This is a genomic window from Janthinobacterium sp. 67, assembly GCF_002797895.1.
In the GTDB taxonomy this organism is placed as follows: domain Bacteria; phylum Pseudomonadota; class Gammaproteobacteria; order Burkholderiales; family Burkholderiaceae_D; genus Janthinobacterium.
Map to the genome: position 1 here is coordinate 2085079 of NZ_PGES01000001.1, position 24593 is coordinate 2109671.

At 61.3% G+C, this 24593-nt stretch carries 18 protein-coding genes and 1 riboswitch; of the genes, 4 read left to right on the plus strand and 14 right to left on the minus strand.

Translation table 11 applies throughout. From position 1 onward, the window contains the following. Nucleotides 1-95 precede the first annotated feature (95 nt). Both CLU90_RS09390 and CLU90_RS09395 read right to left on the minus strand, forming a co-directional pair. Nucleotides 96-575, minus strand: a complete 480-nt coding sequence (locus tag CLU90_RS09390; protein WP_034749862.1) for an Imm26 family immunity protein — start codon at nucleotides 573-575, stop codon at nucleotides 96-98. A gap of 92 nt (nucleotides 576-667) precedes the next feature. Further along, nucleotides 668-973 (minus strand): ferritin family protein, encoded by a 306-nt coding sequence (locus CLU90_RS09395; RefSeq protein WP_232731143.1) that lies wholly within the window; start codon nucleotides 971-973, stop codon nucleotides 668-670. A gap of 142 nt (nucleotides 974-1115) precedes the next feature. Between CLU90_RS09395 and CLU90_RS09400 the strand changes: the two genes are divergently transcribed. Together CLU90_RS09400 and CLU90_RS09405 are read left to right on the plus strand one after the other, a co-directional pair. After that, nucleotides 1116-2273 (plus strand): iron-containing alcohol dehydrogenase, encoded by a 1158-nt coding sequence (locus CLU90_RS09400; protein ID WP_092719514.1) that lies wholly within the window; start codon nucleotides 1116-1118, stop codon nucleotides 2271-2273. 67 nt (nucleotides 2274-2340) lie between these two features. Next, a riboswitch (TPP riboswitch) is annotated at nucleotides 2341-2438 on the plus strand. 85 nt (nucleotides 2439-2523) lie between these two features. Continuing rightward, nucleotides 2524-4671 (plus strand): TonB-dependent siderophore receptor, encoded by a 2148-nt coding sequence (locus tag CLU90_RS09405; RefSeq protein WP_092719516.1) that lies wholly within the window; start codon nucleotides 2524-2526, stop codon nucleotides 4669-4671. Here CLU90_RS09405 and CLU90_RS09410 read toward each other — a convergent pair. From CLU90_RS09410 to CLU90_RS09420, 3 genes are all read right to left on the minus strand, one after another. After that, entirely contained in the window at nucleotides 4668-5219 is a 552-nt protein-coding gene (locus CLU90_RS09410; protein WP_232731144.1) for an AAA family ATPase, read from the minus strand. The two genes, CLU90_RS09405 and CLU90_RS09410, sit on opposite strands and share 4 nt — an antisense overlap. Then, a complete protein-coding gene (gene pnuC, locus CLU90_RS09415) occupies nucleotides 5216-5827 on the minus strand; it encodes a nicotinamide riboside transporter PnuC (RefSeq protein WP_092719544.1) in 612 nt (203 codons plus the stop codon). Before pnuC ends, CLU90_RS09410 begins: the two co-directional genes overlap by 4 nt. A gap of 87 nt (nucleotides 5828-5914) precedes the next feature. Beyond that, nucleotides 5915-6433: a DUF2867 domain-containing protein gene (locus CLU90_RS09420; protein ID WP_092719519.1), complete on the minus strand. Its 519-nt coding sequence runs from the start codon at nucleotides 6431-6433 to the stop codon at nucleotides 5915-5917. A gap of 67 nt (nucleotides 6434-6500) precedes the next feature. On the opposite strand from CLU90_RS09420, the gene CLU90_RS09425 reads away from it, so the two are divergent. Beyond that, a complete protein-coding gene (locus tag CLU90_RS09425) occupies nucleotides 6501-7148 on the plus strand; it encodes a TetR/AcrR family transcriptional regulator (RefSeq protein WP_100427748.1) in 648 nt (215 codons plus the stop codon). A 41-nt stretch (nucleotides 7149-7189) separates the two neighbouring features. Continuing rightward, a complete protein-coding gene (locus CLU90_RS09430; protein ID WP_100427749.1) occupies nucleotides 7190-7681 on the plus strand; it encodes a hypothetical protein in 492 nt (163 codons plus the stop codon). A gap of 3 nt (nucleotides 7682-7684) precedes the next feature. Here CLU90_RS09430 and CLU90_RS09435 read toward each other — a convergent pair whose 3' ends face one another. The 9 genes from CLU90_RS09435 to CLU90_RS09475 form a co-directional block, all read right to left on the minus strand. Then, on the minus strand, nucleotides 7685-8218 hold the full coding sequence (locus CLU90_RS09435) for a hypothetical protein (protein ID WP_100427750.1): 534 nt from the start codon (nucleotides 8216-8218) through the stop codon (nucleotides 7685-7687). 156 nt (nucleotides 8219-8374) lie between these two features. Further along, the gene (locus CLU90_RS09440) at nucleotides 8375-9445 is read right to left on the minus strand and encodes a tetratricopeptide repeat protein (protein ID WP_100427751.1); all 1071 of its coding nucleotides are present in this window, start codon (nucleotides 9443-9445) and stop codon (nucleotides 8375-8377) included. Between the two features lie 4 nt (nucleotides 9446-9449). Next, entirely contained in the window at nucleotides 9450-11042 is a 1593-nt protein-coding gene (locus CLU90_RS29210) for a tetratricopeptide repeat protein (protein ID WP_157808784.1), read from the minus strand. A 4-nt stretch (nucleotides 11043-11046) separates the two neighbouring features. Next, nucleotides 11047-12645 (minus strand): tetratricopeptide repeat protein, encoded by a 1599-nt coding sequence (locus tag CLU90_RS09450; protein ID WP_100427753.1) that lies wholly within the window; start codon nucleotides 12643-12645, stop codon nucleotides 11047-11049. Nucleotides 12646-12647: 2 nt separating this feature from the next. Next, a complete protein-coding gene (locus tag CLU90_RS09455) occupies nucleotides 12648-14702 on the minus strand; it encodes a phospholipase D-like domain-containing protein (RefSeq protein WP_100427754.1) in 2055 nt (684 codons plus the stop codon). Nucleotides 14703-14727: 25 nt separating this feature from the next. Further along, nucleotides 14728-17502, minus strand: coding sequence for a type VI secretion system Vgr family protein (locus tag CLU90_RS09460; RefSeq protein WP_100427755.1), 2775 nt, complete (start codon nucleotides 17500-17502; stop codon nucleotides 14728-14730). A gap of 143 nt (nucleotides 17503-17645) precedes the next feature. Next, on the minus strand, nucleotides 17646-19793 hold the full coding sequence (locus CLU90_RS09465; RefSeq protein WP_442906684.1) for a S46 family peptidase: 2148 nt from the start codon (nucleotides 19791-19793) through the stop codon (nucleotides 17646-17648). An 87-nt stretch (nucleotides 19794-19880) separates the two neighbouring features. After that, a complete protein-coding gene (locus CLU90_RS09470; RefSeq protein WP_232731145.1) occupies nucleotides 19881-21995 on the minus strand; it encodes a PAS domain-containing sensor histidine kinase in 2115 nt (704 codons plus the stop codon). Next, a complete protein-coding gene (locus CLU90_RS09475; RefSeq protein ID WP_100429415.1) occupies nucleotides 21992-24586 on the minus strand; it encodes a chemotaxis protein CheB in 2595 nt (864 codons plus the stop codon). Before CLU90_RS09475 ends, CLU90_RS09470 begins: the two co-directional genes overlap by 4 nt. Nucleotides 24587-24593 lie beyond the last annotated feature (7 nt).

Below are 24593 nucleotides of genomic sequence, written 5' to 3' on the forward strand. Positions count from 1 at the left end.
GCGTAAGCCGACACCACCAGCGGCCTTGGCCAACAATGTTGTCGGATTACGCGAGGCAAGGCCTCGCTAATCCGACCTACGCCGCCGGACCGCGGTCAAGCGGACGCCTGCTCCTGCGCCAGCAATTTACTCATCAACAATTCCGTCGCCCCATAGCCGTACAGGGAATCGCTTTCCATGCCCGGCGTATCGAAGGGGATCGATTCCTCGCGATTCAGCTTGGCAGGATCGGCGTCCGCATAGCTGGCGCGCCAGGCGCGCTGCAAGGATTCATTGCGACGGATAAAGGCCGGCATGGGCCAGTCATCACGGTTCCAGTGGGGACTGTCGCCCAGCAGGGGCCAGCGCTCGTTGAGCAGGGCCATGTCTCCCGTGCGCAGGCGGCGCACGGCCTGTTCCGGCCGCAAGCCTTCCAGCTCCTGCAGCGTGGGCAAGCTGTCGCGCTTGGGCCCGAACATATACGCCAGCATGATGCGCCCGGCAGGCGCCCTGCGCGCCACCACGCCGACGGCATAACCGCCGCCCGGCAGGGGCACGGCAAACCAGCTGCCTTCTCGGTATGGTAATGATTTCATTCTGTAAACTCCCCCAAAATCGTGTTCGGGGCACAGTCTACGCGAAGCGATGCGAAAGTGGCGCATGGTACACCACAACAACAAACCAATAGTTACAATATTTTCTCGTCATAGTGATACTGGGCAACTATCGGCCCCGCCTTGAACAGCGCTTCCTTCATGGCCGTGTCCAGGCGCGCGTCGCGGCGGCGCATCCATTCGAGCAGCATCGCCACTTCCTTGCGGCTCGTGTCGCCCGCATGCGCGAGCACGCGGCGCAGTTCCGGGTCCGTGCACGCCTCGAAGCGCTGGCTGTTCAAGTCCAGCGCCTGCAGTGCGGCGATGGTGGCGCCGATGGCGCGGTGCATGTCGAGCGCGGTGGCCGGCAGGCCGGATTCTTCCAGTGGGACGGTGGTCATGCGCATTCCTTTTCGCGTGGTGGTGACATCGGCTGCATTCTCCACCGCGCGGGCGAAAAGCTCAAGCGTCCACGACACGTTTCCACCCGTTCGGCCATAATCATGGCTCAGCAACAGCCTAAACCCCAGCGGCAGGAGCCCCATGTTCAATTTCGACTTTTACAATCCGACGCAAATCCTCTTCGGCCAGGGCCAGATCGCCGCCATCACGGCGCTGATCCCGCCCCAGGCCAGAGTGCTCATGACGTATGGCGGCGGCAGCATCCGGCAGAACGGCGTCTACGATGAAGTCAGGGCGGCGCTGGCCGGCCATACGGTGCTCGAATTTGCCGGCATCGAGCCCAATCCCAGCTATGAAACGCTGATGCAGGCCGTGGCCCTCGTGAAAAGCGAGCGCATCGATTTCCTGCTGGCCGTCGGCGGCGGCTCCGTGGTCGATGGCACCAAGTTCATCGCCGCCGCCGCCCTGCATGAGGGCGAGGCGTGGGACATCCTGGCCAAGGGCGGCAAGATCGTCGAAGCGGCCCTGCCCTTCGGCACCGTATTGACCTTGCCGGCCACGGGTTCCGAAATGAATGGTTCGGCCGTGATCACGCGCAAGGCCACGCAGGAAAAGCGCTCGTTCATGAGCCGCAAGGTGTATCCGAAATTCTCCGTGCTGGACCCGTCGAAAACGTTCACCTTGCCGCTGCGCCAGGTGGGCAATGGCGTCGTCGACGCGTTTGCGCATGTGATGGAGCAATACCTGACCTACCCGGTGAACGCCTCCGTGCAGGACCGCTTCGCCGAAGGCATTTTATTGACCCTGATCGAGGAAGGCCCGAAGGCGCTGTCGCATCCGGATGACTACGACGTGCGCGCCAACGTGATGTGGAGCGCCACCCTGGCCTTGAACGGCCTGATCGGCGTGGGCGTGCCACAGGACTGGTCCACGCACGCCATCGGCCACGAATTGACGGCCTTGTACGAGCTCGACCATGCGCAAACCTTGGCCATCATCCTGCCCAGCATGCTGCGCGTGCGCAAGCAGGCCAAGCGCGCCAAGCTGCTGCAGTACGCGGCCCGCGTCTGGGGCCTGGACGGCGGCGACGAGGATGGCCGCATCGAGGCGGCCATCGCGCGCACGGAATTCTTCTTCCGCCACATGGGCGTCAAGACGCGCCTGGCCGACTACGGCCTGAACCATGCGAGCGTGGATGCCGTCGTGTCCGCCCTGGAAGCGCACGGCATGACGGCGCTGGGCGAGCAGCGTGAAATCACGCCCGCCATCAGCCGCAAGGTGCTCGAGCTCAGTTTGTAGATTCACACCACACTGTTGTAAAACGGTCAGCCGGGTGGGACAGCTGGCCGTGCTTCATGCTAAGCTGTCGTTTCGCTAGGGGTCCTGGAGCAGTCATCCGGGTGAGAGATACCCTTCGTACCTGATCTGGATAATGCCAGCGAAGGAAAGCGCAAAGTACCTCCCTCCTTTGATAGCTCCTGCGTTGGCGCCAGCCGAACAAGCAGCCTGCCGTGCTCTGTACAGAGACGGCTTGAACCACGAGCAATCTATGTCCACACCGAATTTATCCGTTTCTGTACTGACCCTGGCGATCCTGCACGCGTTTGCCGCACCGGCCTTTGCCGCGAATGACGCCACCGAAGCCGCCGACCCGCAGGCCCAAAGCATGGCCGAAGTCGTCGTCACGGCCAGCAAGGCGCCGGCTGCCAAGCGCGCCTCCGTGGGCGGCTTTTCCGACGCGCCGCTGCTGCAGACGCCGGTATCCGTCACCGTCATTTCGCAGAAAGACATGCAGGACTTGCAGATCCGCAATCTGAGCGATGCAGCCAAGCTCGACACCAGCATCAACGACGCCTACAACGCCGTCGGCTATGCGGAACAGTTTTCCATTCGCGGCTTCAAGCTCGACAATAATTCCAGCTACCGCAAGGATGGCGTGGCCATTCCTGGCGATACGCAGATTCCGCTGGAAAACAAGGAACGCATCGAAGTGCTGAAAGGCCTGGCCGGCTTGCAGGCGGGCGTGGCCGCGCCGGGCGGCGTGATCGACTTCATCGTCAAGCGTCCGACCGCCGCGCCGCTGCGCACCGTCACCGTGGAAACGCGCGAGCGGGGCACCCTGTACGGCGCCGTCGACCTGGGCGGACGCCTGGAAGACACGCGCTTCGGCTACCGCGTGAACGTGGCGGCCGAGCGCCTGCGCTCCTACATCAAGGGCGCGGACGGCAACCGCAAGTTCATTTCCGGCGCCTTCGACTGGCAGATTTCGCCGCAAGCCCTGCTGCAACTCGATGCCGACTACCAGGACAAGGCACAGGCGACGGCGCCCGGCTTCCAGCTGTTGAACAATAAAACTTTGCCGACCGGCATCAGCGCCGACGCCATGCTCAACCTGCAGCCGTGGACGCGCCCCGTGGAAACCGTCACCAGCAACATCGGCCTGCGCTTCCAGTACGCGTTCAATGACGACTGGCACGCGACCCTGTCGGCCAACCAGCACTCATTCAAGCGCGACGACTACACGGCCTTCCCGTACGGCTGCGGCGCGCAAGACTTGTATCCTGGCTTCTGCGGCAATGGCGACTACGACGTGTATGACTACCGCAGCCTGGGCGAGACGAAAAAGCCGCTGAGCGCGCAAGCCATGATCCAGGGCAAATTCGCCACCGGATCCCTGCGCCATGAATTCACGGCCGGCGTCTCGACCTTCCGTCGCAAGGACCGTGCCGGCCTGTACGTGTACGACTGGGTGGGCGTGAGCAACATCTACCAGCCGCAAATCGTCGGCACCTCGCCCGGCGTCACGGGTCCCGTGCGCCTGGTGCGCAAGGATACGGAAAACTCCGTCTTCGTGCAGGACATCGTCAGCCTGGCCCAAAACTGGAAGCTGCATGGCGGCTTGCGCCATATCGACGTCGACGGCTACCAGTACGTATTGAAGGCCGACAAGGAAATCCGCGCCAAGCACGACTTCCTGCTGCCCAACGTGTCGCTCGTCTACACCCCGCTCGACAATGTCTCCGTGTATGCGGCCTATTCGCAAGGCATGGAACATGGCGGCACGGCCGACCGCAAGGCGATGAATGCCAACGAGGAACTCACGCCCAGCCGCTCCAAGCAGATCGAGCTTGGCGCGAAGATGGACGTGACGCCGGACTTCATGGTGGCGGCCAGCCTATTCCAGATCCGCAAGGGCCTGGAATTCCAGAATGCCGCTGGCTACTTCGTGCGCGAAGGCCAGGCCCAGCACCGCGGCCTGGAATTGTCGGCCCAAGGCAAGGCATCGTCCAGCCTGAGCCTGGGCGCGTCCGTGACGGCACTGAACAGCCAGCAGTCAGGCACGGGCAATGCCGACCTCGATGGCAAGCGCGTACCCAACGTGCCGGCCTTCAAGGCAGCCGTGCATGCGGACTACGCCGTACAGCAAGTGGCGGGCTTGAGCGTCAATGGCAGCTGGGAATTTGCGGGCAAGAAAGCGTTTGAGTACAACAACACGACCTTCGTGCCGTCCTACCACGTGTTCAACCTGGGCGCCGCCTGGGCCACGCGCATCGCCGGCACGCGCGCCGTGCTGCGCGCCGCCGTCAACAACGTGGCCGACAAGTTCTACTGGCGCGACGTGACGCCGGAATCGGACGGCTATCTGTATCCAGGCGCCAGCCGCACCTTCAAGGTGTCGGCGCAATTCGACTTTTAATTGAGGGAAATGGCAGGCGCCGCAGCCAGCGCCTGCTGCAGCAAGGGCGCCGCCTGTTCCAGGCGCGCCTCCAGGCTGTCGTGCAGCACGTGGTAGGCGATGCCGCGCGCGTCCAGCTCGTCGAGCAGGTAGCGGTAGATCAGCTGGCGCACGGCTTCCGACTCGCGCTGCAAGCCGTCGGCCACCCACGGGCTGTCGGGCGCCGTCACCAGGGTCAGATCGTACTGCGTGGCATCGGCCAGCGCCGCCAGCGGCGCATCGGCGCCGTCGAAATAATGACGGCTGTAGACCAGCGTCATCAACGGTGTCGTGTCGCAAAACAGGAAGTTGCGCGCTTGCGCGGCGGCTGCCGCCTCGCGTTCGACTTGTGTGCGCGCAATGCCAAACTGGTCTGCCGCCACGGGCACCCTGCCCTGCTTCTCGACGAATTCACGTAAATACTCGGGCACCCAGACGGTGCCGTAGCGCTCGGCCAGGGCGGCCGCCAGGGTCGACTTGCCCGACGATTCCGCGCCCAGGATGGCCACGCGCACGCAAGGCGCCGTCACTTGAGGACCATCGCATCGGGTGCGGCCGGCGCCGACTTTTTCCACGCCAGCAAGCCGATGATGGCCATCACGACGAAGAAGGCATACAGCACGGCCGTCAGGGTCAGGCCCTTGTGCACATACAGCCACACGTACAGCACATCGACGACGATCCAGGCGATCCAGTTTTCCAGCTTCTTGCGCGACAACAGGAATTGCCCTACGAGGCTGCCTGCCGTGAGGAAGCCGTCCGCATGGGGCACGTCCGTGTCCGTCGTCGTCAGCAGCCAGGCGATCAGCAGGAAGCCGATCAGCCAGCCTGCGCCGCAGGCCAGCCAGCCGCGTCCGTTCAGTCGCGTGACGGGCAAGGTCTTGCCGCCGCTGGCCGGATGCAGCCACTGGTACCAGCCCCAGAACGAGACGCTGATGAACAGCAGTTGCAAGGCCATGTCGCCATACAGGCGCGACTCGAAAAACACGAAACCGTAGGCGGCCGAGGAGATGATGGCGAACAGCCACGCCCAGTGATTCTGGCGGATGTTCAGCGCAACGGTTGTCAGTGCCAGGACAAAGGAAATCAGTTCAAGCGGCGTGGTGGCAAAACCCAGCAGGAGAAGCGTATCGTTCATGGGAATCGTGATGAGGCTGGTGGTGCAGTATGCAATACCGGCCATGAATAAGCAAGATTGCCCGCACCGTCAGCCCCCCTTCCCGGCTCAGGCGAAGCCCGCCCTGGCCGCGCGCGCCAGCGAGTGCCGCACGATCAGCTTGTGGAAAGGCCGGATCAGCAAGATATAGGCGCGTCCCACCCAATTATGGCAATGCACGACGCTGGCCACGGTCACGCAGCCATGCCGGCCATCTTGCTTGCTGCGCAGCACCGACAGGCGGAAATCCAGGTGGCTGTCGTCCTCGCCCAGGATGATTTCATCGGGGCTGACGGCAAAGATGCGGAAGATGCCGATGCGCTTGCCGGGCCGCGCTTCCATCTGCTTTGCCGTCCGGATGCCGAAGCGCGCCACGATGGCGTCGCGCACCACCATCAGCTTGCGCGCCCAGCCCGGCTGACTGCCCAGCAGCGCGCGCGCCAGGTTTTCCATGTCCATCTGGCGCGCCTGCGCAGTCGGCAGCGCGACGGCATACGCGTCGGCCAGGTTGCTGCCCGGGTACAAGGGTGCGATGCTGGCACCGGGCGGCAAAGCCACGGCGCGTACCACGTTGCCTATCTCTTGCATGTGCTCTCCATGTTTTCAGTGATAACATGGCCATCATACACGACAATGTGAACAGCGATAACATAAGATGAGCACGAACAGCAATTATCATCACGGCAACCTGCGGGATACCTTGCTCGCCGCCACCATCGCCCAGCTGGCCCAGCAAAGCGACGCGGCCCTGTCGCTGCGCGAACTGGCGCGCACGGTGGGCGTTTCGGTTGCCGCCGTGTACCGCCACTTTCCCAGCAAGGAAGCCTTGCTGGCCGAGGTGGCCGCAGCCGGCTTCGCCAGCCTGATCGACAAATGGGAAACGCAGTTGCCGCCGCCAGGCAGCCTGCCCGCCGACCAGCGGTTTCAGCTGCTGGGCCAGCAATACATCGAATTCGCCCTGGCCGCGCCGGCCCACTACCGGTTGATGTTCGAGCACCAGGACGTGCGCCAGTTCCCCGCCCTGCAGGAAGCGGCGCAAGCGTGCTTTCAATACGTGCTGCAGACGGCCGGCGCCGCCGTGCGCGAAGCGGGCCTCGACCCGCGCTGGGACAAGGCTGCCGCCAGCGCCGGCTGGTCGCTGGGCCACGGCTATGTGATGCTGCTCTTGAGCGGACGTCTGGCCATGGCGGATGGCGGCGACGACCTGTCGCCGGCCATGGTGCCGCGCTTTTTCCAATTGCCCGTGGAAGCGTTGCGGCAGGCCGCCTTGCCAGGCGGGACTACCGCAATCCAGTCAAATTGACTCAATTATTGAAAGGCGCCACCTTCAGGAGCGCATGATTCATGCACAACATATCGATAGACACGCTCTCGGTGATCGCCAGGCAATGCATTGCCGTGACGTGCCTGCAGCGCTTTTGCCAACGCCTTGACATTCGCCATCCGGCCCTGTCCGCGTTCGCCGGCCACGTATGGAAAATAACGCAGGTCACGCCTGGGGATTTTGCGGCCTGGGAACGCGGCTTTGCCTCCTTGCCCGTGACGGGCATGGGCGACCCCTGGCCCGACGACATCCGCATGGCCATCCCTGTGCACCTGCTCGGCGCACTGGATGAACTTGTTCAGCACGTGCTGGAAACGAGCGCCTGCACCTGGCATGGCGACGACCTACCGGCAAGCCGGCGCCAGCTGGAAGCCGTGCTGGACATCTGTGCCCGGCATGACGTGGCGGTGCCACAACTGGCGCACTATGTGCAGCACGATGCGGCGCCGCGCGACGGCTGGGGGCCTGTGCTGACGGACGAAGAAGTCAGGGCCTGGCAAGCCCTGATATAGCCTTCACGCCAGAAGGCCTTGGCGCACCTGTTCGAGCAGGCGCTCCTCTTCCTCCGTATCGGCATCGACTTGCGTGACCACGGTCCAGAACGGCGCACACGTCTTGATCTGGTCGAAAGCATGATGCGTTTCAAGCCGCACCATCGTTTTCCTCAGGCTGTGCAGATAGCCTTCTTCGAGGGTATCGAGCAACTCGTCATCGGCAGCGTCGATCAGTTCGCTCAACGCGCCGGCTATCCTTGCATGGCCCTCTTCCCATAATTGTCCGATTTCCGGCACATCGGCTTCCATGCACTCGTTCGACCAGTCCGGAGGATAGTCACCGCGCGCCCGGCTATCGGGGTCGGTGTCAAAACTCAGCGAAAGGGACGGGAACGATACGGCGTTAAAGGCAAACGCTGAAAATGCCTGGTCCTTGAATGGGGACGCACCCAGCAGCGCCAACGATGCGTTGGCCAGCCTGAACCAGCTTGCTTCAACGTCATAGGCCGCTTCAAACGCGTGCCAATCCAGCGGCAAATCAGGAGTCTGGGGCATGGGAACCTGTCGAAAAAGAATAGCGGTGGATAGTGCGGGAAATTATACGTGGCGCAGGCAATGCGGCAGGTCGTGGCGCGTGAACAGTGCGGGGCCATGCCAGAACCGCAAACCGGCGGGACGCAGCGCATAGTCGGCGGCCAGAAAATATCTTTTTTACAATAGCGAGGCGGCGCTTGGCTGCGGGGTGGCGGGCGGCGGGCGGACGCCCATGGCGGCGTCGAGCAGGCTCTTTCGTTGACCATCCCACGGCGGCAGATCGGCCGGTGGCAATGGCAAGATTTTATCGAGATTGGGGAAGCGGCGATTGGGGTTGAAGCCGAGGGCATTACTAAGCATACGATATCGCTCTCCACGAGCCTTGTCCACATATGGCGCCAGCATATCGGCAAGATCAAAAGGTGAACCGAATTCAATTGCCAATGCATTTGCACAATCCTCACAACCAAACTTAACACCTTCATGCAATACCTTTAATGCACGATTTTTTGTTTCAGCGTTACGCGAGCCATTTATTTTCCCATTGGCAGCCCTTGGAGATACATACAAATAATGCAAATCAAATGCTGCGGGACCATATCCTTGCCCAAATGCACATTCCAGCATTTTTGTCGCAACGGGAATATTGGACCAATAGCCGGCCCCTTCACTGGCGGGTCCAACATTTAATTTATCCGCCAAAAATGCCATCGCCTGAGGATTTCCCATCTGTGCCGCCTTTTGCCAAAAGGCATAAGCGCGAGTGATGTCGCCGTTGACACCCGTCCCATTCGCATAATACGTCCCCATCCGGTCATAGGCGGCAGGTATGCCCAGCCGCATCGCCTTTTCCACCAGTTGCACCGCTTCTTCCTCACCATATAAAGGATCGCGCCCTTCCACATACAGGCTGGCCAGATTGAGCATCGCGTTCCAGTGCGAACGCTGCGCCGCCTGACGCGTCAGATCAACAATTTTTTTGTAGTCGCGGTCTTCCACGAAAATTTCAGGATCTTCCATGGCGCGCGCTTCGAGGAACCAATCCTCGGCTTGCGCATCGATGGGCGGCACCTTGCTCGCCTCGGTTTCACAGATGAAGTCCGCGACATGCGGATTGAAGAGGGGCAGGCTCTGGTTGCGTGGCAGGACTTTGTCGTCTGGCATTTTGCAGGCAAGCAGGCAGCACAAGACAATCAGCGACGCAAGGCATCCTCTCGCGGCAGCCATGCTGGATTGATTGCTATCCATTGCGTTATCCAAGATCAGGAAGGGACGCATCCATCAAATGCCACGTCACGTCGCCATCTGGCAAGTCCAGCAGCCAGTCGCGGCGCGGTCGCGGGAACGGCGCGCCCTGGTTCAGCCACGCCTGGCGCCAGTACTGGTTGACGATCGCCTGCAGCGGATGGTCGGCCGCCACCCACGGTTGCCAGACACCGCTGACCGGACAGGCCTGGTCGCAAGCGCAGCTCAACCATGGCTCGGGCCGCGCCACCTCGCGCAGCAAGCCGTGCACCGCGCGCGGTTCCACGGCCCCATGGTTTTGCCGTATCGTCAGGCACTGTTCCCACGTCACGCTGCCATAACGGCTCTTCCCATCAGCATCGAGCACGCTGAAATGGCGGAACTCTTCGCCTTTACGGAACAGCCGGGCCGGCTCCGTCACTCCTTGCCCTTGGGCGGGTTGCCAGTATGCGGAAAATGGCGCAGTCGGCGCGTCGCTGTGCAAGCCGGTGGGATGCAGCGCATAGTCGGCGGCCAGGAAATACGGCTTTTGTAACAGCGAGGCGGCGCTTGGTTTCGGGGTGGCTGGCGGTGGGCGCACGCCCGTGGCGGCATGCAGCAAGGTATCCCTGTCGCCATTCCAGGGCGGCAAATCGGCGGGGGGCAGTGGCAATACCTTGTCCAGATTAGGAAAGCGCGCGTTGGGATTGAATCCCAGTTCACGACTAAGTACGCCGTAACGTTCCGCTCGCGCTTTATCGATATACGGAACCAGCATATTTGCAAGATCAAACGGATCGCCGAATTCAATCGTGAGTTTGTTTGCGCATTTCTCGCAGCCGAATGCTACGCCCTCATGTAGAACTTTAAGAGCAAGTGCTTTAGTTTCTAGCGTACGCGGCCCGCTAACTCTCCCTGTGGCCATTCTCGGGGAGGCATACATGTAAGATAAATTATATGCAACTGGTCCGTACCCCTGGGAAAATGCACATTCCATCATCTTTATTGCAACAGGAATATTAGCCCAATACCCTGCGCCTTCATTTGCAGGACCTACATTTAGTTTATCTGACAAAAAATCCATCGCTTGAGGATTACCCATCTGTGCTGCCTTTTGCCAAAAGGCATAAGCGCGAGTGATGTCGCCGTTGACACCCGTGCCATTCGCATAATACGTTCCCATCCGGTCATAGGCGGCCGGTACGCCCAGCCGCATCGCCTTTTCCACCAGTTGCACCGCTTCTTCCTCACCATATAAAGGATCGCGCCCTTCCACATACAGGCTGGCCAGATTGAGCATCGCCTTCCAGTGCGAACGCTGCGCCGCCTGACGCGTCAGATCAACGATTTTTTTGTAATCACGGTCTTCCACGAAAATTTCAGGATCTTCCAAGGCGCGCGCTTCGAGAAACCAGTCCTCGGCTTGCGCATCGATGGGCGGAACTTTGCTCGCCTCGATTTCACAGATGAAGTCCGCGACATGCGGATTGAAGAGGAGCAGGCTCTGGTTGCGCGGCCAAACTTTGTCGTCTGGCATTTTGCAGGCAAGCAGGCAGCACAAGACAATCAGCGACGCAAGGCGTCCTCTTGTGGCAGCCATGCCGGATTGATTGCGATCCATTGCGTTATCCAAGATCAGGAAGGGACGCATCCATCAAATGCCACGTCACCTCGTCGTCAGACAAGTCCAGCAGCCAGTCGCGGCGCGGTCGCGGGAACGGCGCGCCCTGGTTCAGCCACGCCTGGCGCCAATACTGGTTGACGATCGCCTGCAGCGGATGGTCGGCCGCCACCCACGGTTGCCAGACGCCGCTGACCGGACAGGCTTGGCCGCAAGCGCAGCTCAACAAAGGCTCGGGCCGCGCCACCTCGCGCAGCAAGCCGTGCACCGCGCGCGGCTCCACTGTCCCATGGTTGTGCCGTATCGTCAGGCACTGCTCCCATGTCACGGGGCCGTAACGGCTCTTGCCATCGGCATCCAGCACGCTGAAATGGCGGAACTCTTCGCCTTCACCGAACAGCCGGGCCGGTTCCGTCAAACCCTGCCCAGCGACAGGTTGCCAATATGCGGAAAATGGCGCAGTCGGCGCGTCGCTGTGCAAGCCGGTGGGCCGCAACGCATAGCCGGCGGCCAGGAAATACGGTTCTTTTGAAAACGACGCAGCGCCTGGCTGCGGAATGGCTGGCGGCGGACGCACGCCCATGGCGGCGTCGAGCAGGCTCTTTCGTTGACCATCCCACGGCGGCAGATCGGCCGGTGGCAATGGCAAGATTTTATCGAGATTGGGGAAGCGGCGATTGGGGTTGAAGCCGAGGGCATTACTAAGCATACGATATCGCTCTCCACGAGCCTTGTCCACATATGGCGCCAGCATATCGGCAAGATCAAAAGGTGAACCGAATTCAATTGCCAATGCATTTGCACAATCCTCACAACCAAACTTAACACCTTCATGCAATACCTTTAATGCACGATTTTTTGTTTCAGCGTTACGCCGTCCATTTATTTCTCCACTGGCAGCACGCGGAGACACATACAAAAAATGCAATTGATAGGCTGCTAAACCGTTTCCTTGGCCAAAAGCGCACTCCAACATCTTTGTCGCTACCGGAATATTGGACCAATAACCCGCGCCCTCACTACTCGGTCCCACTTTTAATTTACCCGCCAAAAATTCCATCGCTTGCGGATTTCCCATCTGTGCCGCCTTTTGCCAGAATGCATAAGCGCGAGTGATGTCGCCGTTGACGCCCGTGCCATTCGCATAATAGGTTCCCATCCGGTCATACGCCGCCGGTATGCCCAGCCGCATCGCCTTTTCCACCAGTTGCACCGCCTCTTCCTCACCATTTAAAGGATCGCGCCCTTCCACATACAGGCTGGCCAGATTGAGCATCGCCTTCCAGTGCGAACGCTGCGCCGCCTGACGTGTCAGATCGACGATTTTTTTGTAATCGCGGTCTTCCACGAAAATTTCAGGATCTTCCATGGCGCGCGCTTCGAGGAACCAGTCTTCCGCTTGCGCATCGATGGGCGGCACCTTGCTCGCCTCGATTTCGCAAATGAAGTCAGGAACATGCGGATTGAAGAGTGGCAGGCTTTGGTCGCGTGGCAGGACTTCTTTCGTGTCGTTTGACATTTTGCAAGCGCCTAAAGTGAAAATCAGGAAAAATGCCAAGATAAAAAATGGCAGGGGAAGGGGGAAATTTTTATACTTTTTCATGCTCACCCCAAACGTATCGTGGAGCTGCGTTTATCTTCCAAGGGCAGCAAAAAACCAGTCATTTTTTTATCTGTAGAATTCCCAGAATAAGAAATCTTTTTTTCGCGATTCTCATTCATTAATTTCACCCAGTTCCCGAACGCCGACACAATCTCCCCCTTCGTCCCACCCCCGCCATCGACCAGTCCGCCGCTAAGCATGCGCCACACCCGCTTGCGCAAGTCCCGAGCCACGCGATAATCGACGGTGGCTATATTGATTTCGCTGTCGACGGCCATGCTGCGCTGGTTCAGGTTGGCGCTGCCCAAGGTCATGAACACGTCGTCGACCAGCATCAATTTGGAATGGATGTAGATTTCACGGTAGCGCCAGCGGTTGGTGTCAAACGCGCTGACATTGAGCATGGCCACCGACACCTTCAGTCCGAATTCGCTTTCAAGCGTCATCGCGCCGGGCTTGTTGATGCCGTTGGAGTGTCGCACCACGTCGGGCAACTGGACTTCCACCTCGGTGGAGATGCCTAATCTGCCTGTGATACGCCGGGTTTTCGGTCGCTTGTTGTAGTCGTCGATCATGGTATTCTGCCCCGTCATGCCAGCGTGCTGCCCCAGCGCCGCCAGCGTGTCGTGGGTGCGCGGCACCATCTGCTCCCGCTCCGGCACCGGAATGACGATGAATACGTGCATGAACGGCATATCTTCAAGACTCTTGCCCGCCTTGACACTGCCGGCCTTCCAGGCGGCGACCACCTTCTTGCGCTCGGCCAGCAGGTGCCGGGCCCAATCCTCATACTGGAAATACTGGTTTTCCACGTACAGGTAGCCGGCCGCCAGGCTAGCCTGGGTCACGGCGCGAAAGTAGGTTTCCTTTATGGTCTTGTCCTGCTCCTCGGGCTGGGTCAGGACGATCTGCACGGTGGAGTCATCCTTCCTGGCCTCGCGCAACAGCCGCGCCGGTGGGCTGCCACATGGCAACTCCTGGCTAACACAGTCGGTGGAAGCCGAACGCGTGCGGTCGTCGATAGCGCGGTCCCATGCCTTTACGAAATTGTTGTACAGCGCGATCAATGCCTTGCCGCCGTCGATGCGGCAGGCGTAATCCTGATAGGGCTTCAAGGTGGCGAAGCCGCCATCCGCGGTCATTCCCTGCAAACACTCGCGCCGCTCGTTGACGCCGCCCTGTTCGCGGCGCGTATCGTCGAGCAGATGGGCCGTCGTGTCCCAATAATCGGTCACCGAGTTCAGGCCCATCACATAACCGACGGCCTTGGCGCCCTCTTCATGGTCGAAATCGATCAGGACCGGCTTCTGGTGGTGCGTGCCCAGGTATTGCATGCCGGGCTTTTCGATTTCCCCCATCGTCAGGCCGTGCGGCTGGTTTATTTCGGTCGAGATACTCTTGCTTATTGCGCCGCTGTCGCCGTGGCGCAAACGAATCATGATGCCACTCAGCATGCCCTTAAACGCCGCCACATACCAGTTGTAGCAATATTCTTCACGCGCCAGCATCGGAATATCCTCGAGCCGGATCCTATCCCCCCTGAAACCGCCGCTGAACATCGCTTTCCTGGCGACCGCGTCCTGCAACATCGCCAGGCTGGCTTTTGCGCTGATGTCGTCGGCGCGCTGTCCACCGGTTTTCCATGGCGAGGTGCCGTGCGAATGGCCCGGCATATTGTGCACCATCGGCGAACCGATCCGGTCATGCCAGATCAGCAGGCGCACCCTGACGTGACGCCGTGCGGCGGCGATCAGCAAATCGCCAAACGTGTCGCCGCGCGGCCAGGTGGCGCTGTTGCCGCGCACCAGTTCCATGCCCGGGTCGAAACCCCAGCAGCACAGGTCGATTGAATGTTTAGCCTTGGCGATCTCGCCGGCGATGTCGGCGAACCCTTCCTGTCCGCAAATGAACAGTGTCAGCTTGTTGTTATGCGTAATCGGGTGGCTGGCCTTGCCTTTCAGGTTGCGGTTTTCCAGCAGCCACTGGAGCGAACTGGTCGCAGTACGGCCAACCTCGTCGATGTGGGTGGTTTCGATACGGCCGCTCGATTCCGGCATGGCGCTCTCCAGTCAGTGTCGTGCATCATTGAACCCAGCGGCCATCGGCGGTGTCGTCGAACGCGCGCAAACCGCGGTTCGATAGCTTCTGTTCGCCGTCCGGCGCGGCGTTCGGGTCGAAGCGTGCACTCGCCTGCAATGAGAACTCTTCGCCATTGCCAAGGACGACACGGTAGCGCGGCGTGCCGTCCTGATGCGCGATGTGGATGCGGCCGAATTCGTCGGTCAAGCCGCGTTCGACTTCGGCGTCCCCCTTGTACAGCGTGTACGGCACATGCGCGTATAGCCCGCCATCCGCATGGGCCTGGATCGTATGCTGCAACTGCCCTTCGGCGGGTCCGATGGCAGGCTCCAGCTCCGGTTGCGGCCGGTTTTTGGGAGCCAGCGTTTCCAGGTTTCCATGGAACAGCGTCGGCGACGCGGTAAAAAACTGTACCTTGTCGCTAATTTCAAGCATGCAATTGGCGCCATGCAGGCGCACGCCTTTGCGGCCGCGAATATCCACCCAGTCGGTCTGGCTGATCAACTCCAGAACCTTGTTGGCGACGATATCGACCGCATCGGTTTGCGCCGCGATCTGCACCGGGCCAGCTGCGGCGATCAGTTTCATGCCCGCCTTGTGGACGAACAGGCGGAACGCCGCGCCGATGCTGGCGAACAGGCCGCCGCCGGCCGCCAGCGACAGGTCGCACCCGGTCGTCAACGCGGTGTGCTCGGCGCTGGCGATGTGCGTCGATTGCGCGGTCGTCGTTTCGATACCAGCCGGACTGGCCAGCACCAGATGCGGCTTTGATAATTCGGGAAACGCGTTTTCGCCACTGCCGGCACCGCCCTTGATCCCGGCATGCTGGGCTTTCAGCACATCGGCGGCGGCGCCCTGCTGGTCGGCACTTTCTTGCGCACCGTAATGCTGCGCCAAGGCGGCAAGCGCCTTGTGCCGTTCAGCAGCCTCGGCCAACCGGCGCAAGGTTTCATCCATACTCTTAATATGCGAGGCGGCGCCGGGGCGCGCTTCGGTGGTCAGCAACATGCCGCGCCCCGCGCGCGCCACGCCCCAGGCGTCAGACGCCAGCTCCCAGCCCTCGCCACGCGCATCCTTGCGTCCGTTGGCGTCTTCGATGCGGCTGATGCAGCCGAGCGACAATTGGCTGTGCTGATGATCGCTTTTCAGTTGTGCCTGGATGCGCTGGTGCGTGTCATCAAACACCAGCTGGTTGCCGCGCACCCCGTAGCCGCCGCCAGGCATCAGTTCGGCGCTGCGCCAGCCTCCAAGCATGCGTTGCCCCGGCAAATTCCACGGCGGCGCATGCTTGCCGTTGTACACAGCACCGACTATGACGGGACGGTCGATATTGCCGTCGAGAAACTGGATCAGCACTTCCTGGCCAATGCGCGGCAACGCGATCTGGCCGAACGTCTGGCCCGCCCATGGCGTCATGACCCTGATCCATGGCGAACTGCCCGCGTCGAACTTGCCCAGCCGGTCCCAGTGAAATTGCACCTTCACCCGGCCCAGACCGTCGGTATGGATGGTTTCGCCTGCCGGCCCGGTGACAATCGCCGTCTGCACGCCGGGCAATGTGCAAGGCGTGCTGTTGAACTGCCGCCCCGGATACCAGCGGATGCTCTTGCGGACGCTGCGAAAACGGTTTTCATAATGCGACTTCGCGCCCAAGCCTGCCTGGTAATTGTTGCTGGCGATATGATCGACCGACAGGATCAGGTATTCGCGCGAGCCGATGTCCGGGCGCGCCGGCTCACCCCTGGCCGGCATGGATTGCTTGCCGCTGAAGTGTCCGCCCAGCGTGAAACTGCGCCCGGCCTGGGCGCAGCGGTGATTGCCGCCAGCGTCGAAATATTGCGCCTGGCAGTTGCTCTCCTCCAGGCGGCGTTGCGCCAGCGCTTCGCCGTCGCCCATGTCGGCATAACCATAGCCGGTATCCTGATACAGTTCATGGGCAAACACGTCGCCCTGCTGGTGCAGCGCATAGCCGCTGGCGCGGCTGGCATAGGGCTGCTTGTAGTTGAAACTGGCCAGCGTGAGCGAGCCTGAAGCGATGTTCCGTATTGCCTGCCAATCGCGTATGCCGTCGCGCTCCAGCGAGCCCGCGCCGCTGCGAAACACCATCTCGTCGGCTGTGCTGGCAAGGCCGTCGCCTGGATCGATACTGTCGCTCAGCCAGGTATTGTCGCCCAAACAGAGCGTATGGCCGTCGGCGCGATGTTCATACCAATAATGGATACCCTGGTCTTCCCAGCGCCGGTGCAGATGGTTGTAATCGGTTTCATCATGCTGGTTGGCGCAGCTTAAAATCGCTTTTTCCTCATGCAGCCGGTTTTGCCAGTCGCGCTGCACATAATGATCGAAGGTCGTTTCGCTGATGTCGATGACCGTGCGTTCGTGGAACGAGACGTTGTCCATGCGCAGCCGGGAAAACGCCAGCCAGGGTTGCAGCACCATCTGGTAGAACGCGAAACCGCCATCGCTGCGCAACAAGCGAAATTCGCCGACATAACCATTAAAATAACGCAAGCTGCCGTCATCACGCACCATCGAAATCGTGACCATGCGGCCCATCATGGCCGTCAGGGGGACGTGGAGATTGTCGGACAGCAGTTCGGCCTCGAAGCGGAAGTCGCGCGACATTTCCTCGTGTGCCCGCAAGCTGTTGACCAGCAGCGCGGTATCGGGCGGACCGTCCTCACGTGGAAAATCCATGCGCAGCAAGCGGCTGTCCTGGACTCGCCTGCTCGCTCCGAAAAGCCGCGCCAGATCGGCTGCCAGCTCGCCATCATCCATTTTTCCTCCTTCGGATAGTTCCCCTAACCCATGCTAACCATGGTGAACGCTGGCATATTGACGGAACTCAAACTAGTTGCCCATACGCAAAAAAGCCGCATCAGCCCTGCGGCGGATGCGGCTTTTATTTCAACCAAGAAAGATTATTTCTTGGCAGCTTTCGGATACTTGATGGTCATTTCCTGCAGCAGGTTATCCGCATGGTCCACTTCCTTCATCACCCACAGCATGTAGCGGATGTCGAGGTGGATGGCGCGCGTGATGGCCGTGTCGAAGTACCAGTCCTTGGTGATCGATTCATACGTCGAATCGAAGTTCAGGCCGATCAATTCGCCGCGCTTGTTCATCACGGCCGAGCCGGAATTGCCGCCCGTGGTGTCGGCGCTGGTGAGGAAGTTGACGGGCACCGTGCCCAGTACCGGGTCGCGGAACTGCCCGTAGCGTTTTTGCTTGACGGCGTCGATCAGTCCTTGCGGCGCTTCGAACGGGGCCTTGCCCGTGACTTTCTCGACGATGCCTTCCACGGTCGTGAACGGGCCCTTGGTGATGCCATCGCGCGGCGAGTATGGCGACACGGTGCCGTATGTTACGCGCAGGGTCGAGTTGGCGTCAGGATAGACCGGCTTGCCTTGCGACTTCTTCCACGCGATCACGGCTTGCATGTATTGCGGAATCACGCGCTCGAGGTTGCCGTCGATTTCCTTGCGGCGCTCTTCCAGCGCCAAGTCCACCGGATGCAGCTTGACGGCCAGTTGCATGAAGGCGTCGTCGGACTGGGCAACGGCGGCCTGGTCCTTTTCCAGCCAGGCCAGGCGCTTGGCCGTGTCGGCCAGTTGCGTCTGCTGGTACAGGGCGGCCACGGCGCCTGGCGCCGGCAGCAGCGCGTCCAGGCCTTGCGGATGGCTCTTCGCCGCCAGTTGCGCGTAACGCTTCAGGCCAGCTTCAAAACGTGCCTGGTCGACCTTGTTGACGTACGACTGTTCCAGACGTGCCAGACGGGCCTTGATGAAGGCCAGGTCGCGCTGCTGGAAGCCCGATTCGCGCTCGGCGTCCGCTTTCTGGCGCTCCAGCGACAAACGGTAGATGGTGCGCGCGCTTTTCAGCAAGTCGCTGTTGGTGGCCACCGTCCAGGCGAACTCTTCTTCGCTCAAGGCCATGTCGCTGGCGATCGCCGCGTCCAGTTCGGCCAGCAGGGTCGGCGACACGTTCGGCTGCTTGGCGTACCAGGCGCGGAACTCGACATCCTGCACATCCTTGATGGCGGCGATATCCTTGCGGGCGAAACCGTCGAGCAAGCCCTGGGTTTTCTTCAACACGTTGTTGATGCTTTTCACCACGCTGGCATAGCGCACGGCCGCGGCAGCGTCGCCATTGGTGGCGTCGGCCATCACGGCCAGGTCCGCCTGCAGTTCCGATACTTTCAATGGGAAGGCCGTGTCGCGCGCAAAGCGGATTTCCGCCGGCAGCTTGTAGCGGCTGGTGCGGCCGGGGTAGCCCGCCAGCAAGATGCCGTCACCGGCTTTCAAGCCTTCGGCCGAGACCACCAGGAAATCCTTCGATTTGTACGGCACGTTGTCGGGCGACGGATCGGCCGGACGGCCATCCTTGCCCACGTAGGCGCGCAGGAACGAATAGTCGCCCGTGTGGCGCGGCCATTCGTAGTTGTCGATGTCGCCGCCGAAGTTGCCGATCTTGTCCGATGGCGCGTACACGAGGCGCACGTCGCGTATCATCATCTGGCGGATGCGGTAGTACTCGAGGCCGCGGTGGAAGGCGGGCACGGAGCAGCGGTACATCTTGTCCGTTTCGCATTCGGCGATCAGGTCCTTGATGCGCTTTTCCACGGCTTCGTGGCGCGCGCGGCCGCTCATGTCCGCCGTCAAGCCTTTCAGCACGCGTTCGCTGACGTTCTCCACCTTGTCCGTCACATACACGAGGCTGTTCGGACCGCCCGGCAGCTCTGCGGCGCGCGTCTTGGCCAGAAAGCCGTTGGTGATGTAGTTGTGTTCCGGCGTGGAATTGCGCTGCACGGCGCCGTACGCGCAATGGTGGTTCGTCACCACCAGGCCCGCGTCGGAAACGAAGGCTGCCGAGCAGCCGCCCAGCGACACGATGGCGCTCATCGGGTGCTTGCTCAGGTCTGCCAGTTTTTCCGCAGGAATTTCAATGCCGACCCGTTTCAGTTCGGCTTTCAGCTGTGGCAATTGGTGTGGTTGCCACTGCCCTTCGTCGGCGTGTGCGCCGGCGAACGCGCCCATCAAGGCGACTGGTAATACGATTGTCTTGAACAAGATATGCCCCTCCATAAAAAGCAGGCGAAAGTATAGCCTGTCCAGGCCGTCAGGGTCGGCAAAAAATGTTCCTGCAGCAATTACCGCTCAGGTGACCGCGCGCGCCGCGTCCGGCAAGGGAATCTGCAGGGCCAGCCGGCAACCGGCGCCCGAGGCCGGCAAGCCCACCTCGAACTGCCCGCCCAGCGCCGTCACCCGCTCGGCGATGCCGATCAGGCCAAAGCACTGTTTCTTGCGCTGCTGCTGCGGCGTGATGCCGATGCCGTTGTCGCTGATGGCCACGTACACGGCGCAGGCATCCCAACTGAGTTCGATCTCGACCTGGCTGGCCTGGGCATGGCGCATGACGTTGCTCAGTGCTTCCTGCACGATGCGGAACAGCACGATCTCGACCTGGCTGTCGATGGCAGCAAACAGCGCCTCGTCGCGTATAAGCAGGCGGCAGGCGACGCCACTGCGCTTGCGGAAGTCGCCCACCTGCCATTCGATGGCGGCCTGCAAGCCCAGGTCCAGCGCCATCGGACGCAGTTCGTTGATGATGCCACGCACGCTCTTGATGGTCGTGTCGACATTGCTGAGCACGGCGCCAACGCGGTGGTGCAGGCGCGGATGGGAGCCTTCCGTGCGCGCGCTGAGCATGGAAATGTCGATGCGCAGCGCCAGCAGGTTTTGTCCCAGTTCATCGTGGATATCGCGCGAGATGCGCTTGCGCTCGTCTTCCTTGGCCGTTTCCAGGTGCAGCGCCAGCTGGCGCAGCTGCGCGTGCGACTGGCGCAGCGCGCCATCCATCAGCTTGCGCTCGGTAATGTCCGTGTGCGCCACCACCACGCGCAGCGGCCCTTCGCCGAGGAAACGGCTGACCCTGGCCTGCGACCAGCGGGGGCCGGAGCCCGTGGCAAATTCATACTCGAGCGCAAACGTGTCCGCACTGCCGGCAATGACGGCGCGGATGCCGGCGGCCAGCTCGCGCCCGGCGCTGCGCTGCCAGCGCGGGTCCGTCTCGCAAAACGCCAGGTAATGCAGCGGTTTTTGCATCTGCCCGACAAAATCCAGGCAGGCCTGGTTGGCATGCACGACGCTGCCTTCCCGGTCCAGCACCAGCACCCGGTCCGTCAGCGAATCGATGGTGGCGTGAAAGAAGCGTTCGGCATCGCGCAAGGCTTCCTGCGCCCGCTCGCGCTGCTGCACTTCCAGCTGCAGATGCTGGTTGGCCCGCAGCAGCTCGGCCGTGCGGTCGATGACGCGCTGGTCCAGTTCGCGGTGCAGCTCGCGCAGATCCGCCTCGGCCAGCTTGCGCTCCGTGATATCGGAAAACACGCCGACAAAATGGCTGATCGTGCCATCCTGGGTGCGCATGGGCGTGATCGACAGCGATTCGACGAAGCGTTCGCCATTCTTGCGCCGGTTCACCAGTTCGCCATACCAGCTGCCATCCTCGTGCAGGCTGCGCCACATGGTTTCATAAAAATGCGGCAAATGCGTGCCGCCGCCAAGGAACGATGGATCGCGCCCGATGGCTTCCTCGGCCTGGTAGCCGGTGATGGTGGTGAAGGCGGGGTTGACGGAAATGATGCGGTTCTCGCTGTCCGTCACCAGCACGCCTTCGCGGATACTGTCGAGGATGACGAAGGCGCGCCGCAAGGCCGATTCGCGCGCGTGCTCGTCGCCCAGGTCCGTCACCAGCATGCGCGCCGTGGCGCTGTCCGCATCGTAATTGGCTTCGATGCGCACCATGCCGCCCGCCGTCCCCTCGAACAGCTGCGCCTCGAGCACCTGCCGGGCGCCGCTGGCGAAGACGGCGTCGAGAAAGCGGCGGAAACCGCCTTGCGCCTGCGGCGCGATGAATTGCTCGAAACGCCGCCCCAGCAGCTGGTTCTTGTCGCGCTGCAGCAAGGCGCAGGCCGCCTCGTTGGCGCGGGTGATGACGCCCTCGGGCGCCAGTGAAAAATAACTGACGGGCGCCTGTTCATACAGCTGCGCGTAACGGTCGCGGCTGCTTTCAAATTCATTCTTCAGCTGTTCCAGCTCGGCCAGGGCCGCGTTCTGCATTTCCAGCTCGATCTGGCTGACCTGCAACTCATGCAGCTGGCGCATCACGTCTTCATTCGACTGCGGTACGGGTTGACGCTGCTGCGCCACCAATTGCTCGGCCTGCTCTCGCAACCTGGCCGGCACGTTCCCGTCGTCGAATGGTTCGCTCATGACACGTTCTCGCCGCTATGGCCGCCCGCCACGGCGCCGGACTGGATCTGGCGCAGCTGGGCTTCCAGCAGTTTCGATTCCGTGATGTTGATGAAGGTCACCACCACGCCATCGATCACATTTTCAATCGTACGGTACGGCATGATGCGCACGTTGTACCAGCGCCCGGTCTTGGTCGGCACCTGCCGCTCGCAAAACACGAGGCTGCGGATGACTTCCAGCGCATCGTCTTCCAGGCCCGGATAGTCGAGGTCGTTGACGATGTCGCTGAGCGGGCGGCGCAAGTCCGTCTGGATCAGCTTGTAGATTTGCGTGGCCGGCGCCGTGAAGCGGCGGATGCGCAAGTCGCTGTCGAGGAAAATGGTGGCGATGTCGGTGCTGTTGAGCAGGTTTTTCATGTCGCTGTTGACCAGCGACAAATCGTCCACCTTCGATTGCAGCTCGGCATTGACCGTGTACAGCTCTTCATTGAGCGACTGCATCTCTTCCTTCGAGGTGGTCAGCTCCTCGTTCGTCGATTGCAGCTCTTCATTGGTCGACTGCAATTCCTCGTTGGCCGATTTCAGTTCCTCGCGCGACGTCTGCATCTCGTCGCGCACGGCCTGGATTTCATTGCGCGCCTGCGCCAGCTGCTGTTCCAGTTCCAGCACCTTGGGATTCGGCGAGCGGCCGCGGCGCACCTCGGACGCCAAAGGCGCGCTGGAAAACGTCACGAAGACCATGCCGCGCAAGGATTCGGGCTGGCTCAGCGCTTCGGCGCTCAGGTCCACGCCCAGCGACTGTCCCAGGTGATCCCTGACCACGAGGCCCTTCAGGCGCACCACGCTTTCGCTTTGCAGGGCTTGCTTGATCAGGCCGGCCAATTCATAGCGCAAGCCTTCGCGCGCCATGGCGTGGATATTCCAGTTGGCCTTGCCGGCCGCCGGCTCCAGGAAGGCGCCCGTGCGGCCATTGATGTACAGGATGTCGCCATCCTGGTTCAGCAGCGCGGCGGCAGGCGAATATTTCTGGAGCAATAATTGCTCGACATGGGATTGTATCTTTCCAGTCATGCTGACTTCTCTCGTGTCGCTAGGTGTAGGGGGGGATGCCAACGATACCTTGGTGGGGAAATACGTGGGCAAACGCTGGCGCGCCAGGTTGTCGAGGCGGCGGTACAGCCGGGTCGACGTGGTCAGCGGCGAAAACAGGTCGGAAAAATGGCCGGGCGTGTCAGCGCTGCCCAGCAGCAAGATTCCGTCGCGGTTCAGGGCGTAATGAAACAAGGGTATCAAACGCTGCTGCAACTTGGCATTGAGGTAAATCAACAGGTTGCGGCAGCACAGGATGTCGAGCTTGGTGAACGGCGGATCCGAAATGATGTTTTGCTGGGCAAAAATGATCGTGTTGCGTATCTCTTTCTTCACGTGGTAGCCGTTCTTGTCATTGACAAAGAAACGTTCGAGCCGTTCGGCGGACACGTCGCTGACGATGCTGTGAGGAAAGCGGCCCTGGCGCGCGCGGTCGATCGCGTCGGCCGACAGGTCGGTGGCAAAAATCTGCAAGCTGTATTTCGACGGCGGATTGATGCTGGCCACCACTTCATGGAAGACCATGGCCAGCGAATACGCTTCCTCGCCCGTGGAGCAGGCGGGCACCCAGGCCTTGAAGGCGCGCCCGTCCGGATGGGCCGCCAGCAATTGCGGCAAGGCCACCATCTTCAGGTATTCCCACACCTTGGGGTCGCGGAAAAAGCTCGTCACGCCGATCAGCAACTCCTTGAACAGCAAGTCGATTTCGGCGGGATTGGCGCGCAAGTACGGCACGTATTCTTCCATCGACGTCATTTGATACAAGCTCATGCGTCGTTCGATGCGCCGCAGCACCGTGTTGATCTTGTAATCGGTAAAGCTGTTGCCCGTGTGCTCGGACAGCAAGGCAACAATTTCCTGCAGGGAATTGCGCCCGTTCGGCTCATGCCCTGGCAAGCTGAGAAAGCTGCTGCGGAACAGATAGGTGATGATCTTGTCCGGCATCTTGTCGGGAAAATCGACCAGGTCCACCACTTCGGCGGCTATCGCGCTTTGCGGCATCATGTCGAACTTGGCCGTATCGGGATGCTGGGCCAGGGTCAGGCCGCCGGCCTGCTTGATCGCCTGCAAGCCACGCGTGCCGTCGCTGCCCATGCCGGAAAAAACCACGCCGACGGCCAATTCACCCATGTCGCTTGCCAGGCTCTCGAAGAAGGTATTGATGGGCAAGCGGTGGCCGCGCAGCTGCACCGGCTCGCTGAGCACGAAACGCCCCTTGGACAGGCCCAGGTCGGCATTCGACGGTATCACATAGATATGATTGGGCCGCAACTCCGCCTGGTGCGTGATTTCCGTGACGGGAATGCTGGTGGCGCGTTGCAGCAGTTCCGGCAGCATGGCCTTTTGCGTGGGATCGAGATGCTGGATCACCACGTAGGCAATCCCGCTTTCCTGCGGCACGTTGGCCAGGAAAGCGACGATGGGATCGAGCCCGCCGGCGGAAGCGCCGATGGCCACCACCGGGAAAACGATGGCGGCCACTTCGGGAACGGAAGCATTGCTGTGTTTACTGCGTGTCATCGTCGGC